Origin of the sequence: Vibrio sp. V42_P2S4T144 (assembly GCF_009904715.1) — a bacterium.
In the GTDB taxonomy this organism is placed as follows: domain Bacteria; phylum Pseudomonadota; class Gammaproteobacteria; order Enterobacterales; family Vibrionaceae; genus Vibrio; species Vibrio alginolyticus.
This window is the reverse complement of record NZ_WXWS01000379.1, coordinates 2,886-6,295: the sequence shown is the minus strand read 5'-3', so window position 1 is coordinate 6,295 and position 3,410 is coordinate 2,886. Positions and strand designations below refer to the sequence as shown.

Genomic DNA, 3,410 nt, shown 5'->3' with positions numbered 1-3,410 from the left:
CAACATACCATTCGAAACAAAAAACAATTACAAAGCCAACATCACAAACCATTTAACATTATAAAATCATACACTTAAAACAAAAAAGGATAGAAATAAAACAATGTGAACACTTTAAATACAGCACAAAAAACATAGTTTCATTAGTCAGAATCACGTAAAACCAGACAAGTTAAGTGTGGTTTTTGAAAAGATTAACGAGCATATGTTGATCAAACCCCAAAAACAGTGCTATATTAAATTCATCGAGTTCATCAAAGATTAAGGGGTAGTGTTATGATTTCATCTTCTCAAAAACAAGGGCTGGTTATGATTGCAGTGGTTGTGGGTTTAATGACACTGCCAATGATGTACTAACCAAATGATTTAAAATAAAAAAGGACGCAAATGCGTCCTTTTTTATTTATCTGTATAGCTCTACTGAATGTGCTTAGACAAAATATCCCAGTGCATATAGTAGAAACCAAGAGCGGCCAACGTAATCAACGTCATTAGCAAAATTGCTGTACGCCAAATAAAGCGAGAGCTTCTTGGTGTCAGCTCTTTTTCACAAGCATCACATGCCGCCATAAAGCCTTTACGATCATCCAGCTTGTAATCGTCTTCGTGCACCACTTTGTTACGCACGGTTGCGATGAATCGAAGCTTTGCTATCACGTCATGCGGTAAACGTTCTTCACAACTATTAATAAGTTGGTGCAACCCTTTCCCTTCTGCATGGTACTGAGTACGCAAAAGTTTTTCGATCGTTCGGGTACGCATGACTACTTTTTCAATATCTGACATCGTAACCCTCCTTACCAGACCCTTCCTATGTTCATTATTTTTATTCTTCTATAAATTTAGAGCTTTTTCGAGCCGTTAAGTGCAATTTTACTTTCAATTTGTGCCCTTGAGCGCATATAGCCAGACAAGTGAAAGCTGCTTAGTTCAGCTTTAGTGACGTAGCTTGCAGATGAAGCAACGATTTCATCGCGTCCCCATTGAGATAAACCGTGAAGTGCGCCGAATAAAATTCATGTCCCTTTCATTAGATTATGAATAAGTTACCTCAACTCATCGTTTCGTCAGCGAGTTCTGTAGAATGGGACCCGATACAACATTGGAGGTTAATATGCCAATCTCACTTATTGTCGCCCTATTCGCCCTTATTGCCTTGGGCGCGTGGGTGTTTTTCCGTTTTTATAGTAAGCACTATGTGGGCGAAGACGCTCCAGAGCAAAGCGCGCAGGTAACGGTTTTAGATAAACAAGCGATAGACATACCAAACGCACCACCAGGTCAAGACGATCAAGAGTATTGGATTTACGTTCAACGTGGTTCTATCGGTCCAAAGCGTGAATTCCAAATTGGAGTGCATTACTACCATGCACTCAAACCTGGAGATAAGGGAACACTGACCTATCGCGGCAACAAGTTCCTTCACTTCGCTATCAAACGTTAAGGCAGTAACCAACGAGTCTTGGCAGAACGAGAAAAGAGATAGCTCATCGCCAAGGCTCCAGCTCCACTTAGAACGATCCAGACTGGAATCACCCACGCAGGATGTCCTGTGTACCAACCGAACTCTTTCATCGGCCATAAGAAAATAGGGTGAAGTAAGTAAATCCCCAAGCTGTGCTGACTGATCACACTTACCACTTTTTGTACTTTTGGTGATAAGCCTTCACCAAAGTAACGCCCGATCATAAAAATCATCGAAGCTGCTAGAATCACATTCAGTGTTTTATAAGAGAGCCAGCGCCCAACCGTATACTTCTCCGCCTCTAAGCTATTTGTCACAACCATCGTAAAGGTCACTGCCAACGCCACGAGTCCTAGCCCAACATATAAGGTCACCATAGAGCGATTCAAAGGTACCTTTTGAAATAAAACATACCCCAGTGGAAGGTAACCCATATAAAGCCACATCTGATTACTCCAAGGGCCATCAATCTTGAACAAGAACAGTGTGCTGGTGAAAAGCCAAAATGCGAGATAGGTATACAAGACGTTGTCATCCACGTTGCGTACCATCCATTGAAACAGCGGAATCACAAAATACAGTGGTATAAAGTAATAGAAAAAGCCGAGATGGTAATACGTTGCGTGGAATGGGCTATTGCTTAATACCTCTTTTACGGTTTCAAAATCAAAGCCTTGAGAAGTCCAACCTGAAAGGTATGCATAAAACATCGACCAAATAAGAAATGGAACTAAAACTTTGCCCAAACGCCTTTTGATATAATACTTACCGTCAAATGGTCGAGTGTCACTGAGCATTAGCGCTCCGGTGATCAAAATAAAAACTGGCACTGCCCAGCGGGTTACGCTATTCACGCCTACCGCTGTCAGCCATTGGTCAAATGGAATCACTCCTAACTCATTTCGATACGGTGCCAAGACGTGAATGGCGATCACTGCTACCGCTGCGAAGCAGCGCAATAAATCAAAAAACAGAACCCTTTCTCTCATACCTTTCCCTACTTTGAGTCGCTTATCGTTTATAGCATAGGGTAAATCTCAACCAGTGAAATAGTTAACAATCTGTTTTTGCTTATTTTTAACTCAACAATGACCTACAACGGGGATTTCATCACCACTCTAATCACTTAACGAGAACCAAAAACCAAGCATCAGTATTCACTCTCGATGCCAAACCGACACAATCTGATTACAGCAAACGGCGCATAAGAAACAAAAATGGCTCCGATTTGGAGCCATTTATACCATCTACAGATAGCGATACTGGGGGTAGTTACGCAGTAGCAACATTAGCTTTTGGCAACTTAATTGAAATCAGCGTCGTCAGTGCCAAGAAAGCAAAAGAAACCCATAAGCACGCTGCAAGACCAGCCTCTTGGTAGATCCAACCCGATAATACCGTGCCAATCAAACGTCCCATCGCATTGGCCATGTAGTAAAAACCGACATCCAACGAGACGCCATCGCCTTTAGCGTAGCTCACTATCAAGTACGAGTGCAGCGAAGAGTTAATGGCAAACACAGCGCCAAAAATCATCAAACCTACCACAATCACCAATTCAGGCTGCCAACCGATTTGCACACCATAAGCAATACCAGCCGTAATTAACGCTAGGATTCCTGCCCACACCAATGCTGCACTACCATCAGGCACACGACCTTGCGCTTTGCCAGTAATACGCGGCGCAAAGCCTTGCACAAACCCATAAGCAATGACCCACGCTGCGAGAAAGCTACCAACCCACAAGTGATCCCAGCCAAACACGCTACCAAGATAAATAGGCAGAGCAACGACAAACCACACATCACGAGCACCAAACAAGAACATGCGTGCTGCGGATAAAATGTTTATCGATTCAGACTTGGAGAATATTTGGCGAAACTTAGGTTTACTCTTTGCTTTACCCATGTCCGCTTCTAGCCAGATCATGCTGCAAACAAACACT

At 42.7% G+C, this 3,410-nt stretch carries 3 protein-coding genes and 1 pseudogene; 1 reads left to right on the top strand and 3 read right to left on the bottom strand.

Features of this window, described 5'->3' with window-relative positions; genetic code table 11:
- Positions 1 to 417: 417 nt before the first annotated feature.
- Complete coding sequence (locus CAG68_RS12870) at positions 418 to 786, bottom strand: hypothetical protein (protein WP_005378717.1); 369 nt, start codon at positions 784 to 786, stop codon at positions 418 to 420.
- 328 nt (positions 787 to 1,114) lie between these two features.
- On the opposite strand from CAG68_RS12870, the gene CAG68_RS12865 reads away from it, so the two are divergent.
- Positions 1,115 to 1,444 (top strand): DUF2500 domain-containing protein, encoded by a 330-nt coding sequence (locus CAG68_RS12865; protein ID WP_054729565.1) that lies wholly within the window; start codon positions 1,115 to 1,117, stop codon positions 1,442 to 1,444.
- Here CAG68_RS12865 and CAG68_RS12860 read toward each other — a convergent pair.
- Together CAG68_RS12860 and CAG68_RS12855 are read right to left on the bottom strand one after the other, a co-directional pair.
- On the bottom strand, positions 1,441 to 2,454 hold the full coding sequence (locus tag CAG68_RS12860; protein WP_054729568.1) for an acyltransferase: 1,014 nt from the start codon (positions 2,452 to 2,454) through the stop codon (positions 1,441 to 1,443). The genes CAG68_RS12865 and CAG68_RS12860 overlap by 4 nt on opposite strands.
- A gap of 283 nt (positions 2,455 to 2,737) precedes the next feature.
- Positions 2,738 to 3,410 (bottom strand): annotated as a pseudogene (locus tag CAG68_RS12855) (organoarsenical effux MFS transporter ArsJ); the annotation flags it as partial.

Bases quoted from the DNA above. Each gene is read 5' to 3' on its own strand.
- CAG68_RS12870 (WP_005378717.1), bottom strand. From the start codon at position 786: ATGTCAGATATTGAAAAAGTAGTCATGCGTACCCGAACGATCGAAAAA.
- CAG68_RS12865 (WP_054729565.1), top strand. From the start codon at position 1,115: ATGCCAATCTCACTTATTGTCGCCCTATTCGCCCTTATTGCCTTGGGC.
- CAG68_RS12860 (WP_054729568.1), bottom strand. From the start codon at position 2,454: ATGAGAGAAAGGGTTCTGTTTTTTGATTTATTGCGCTGCTTCGCAGCG.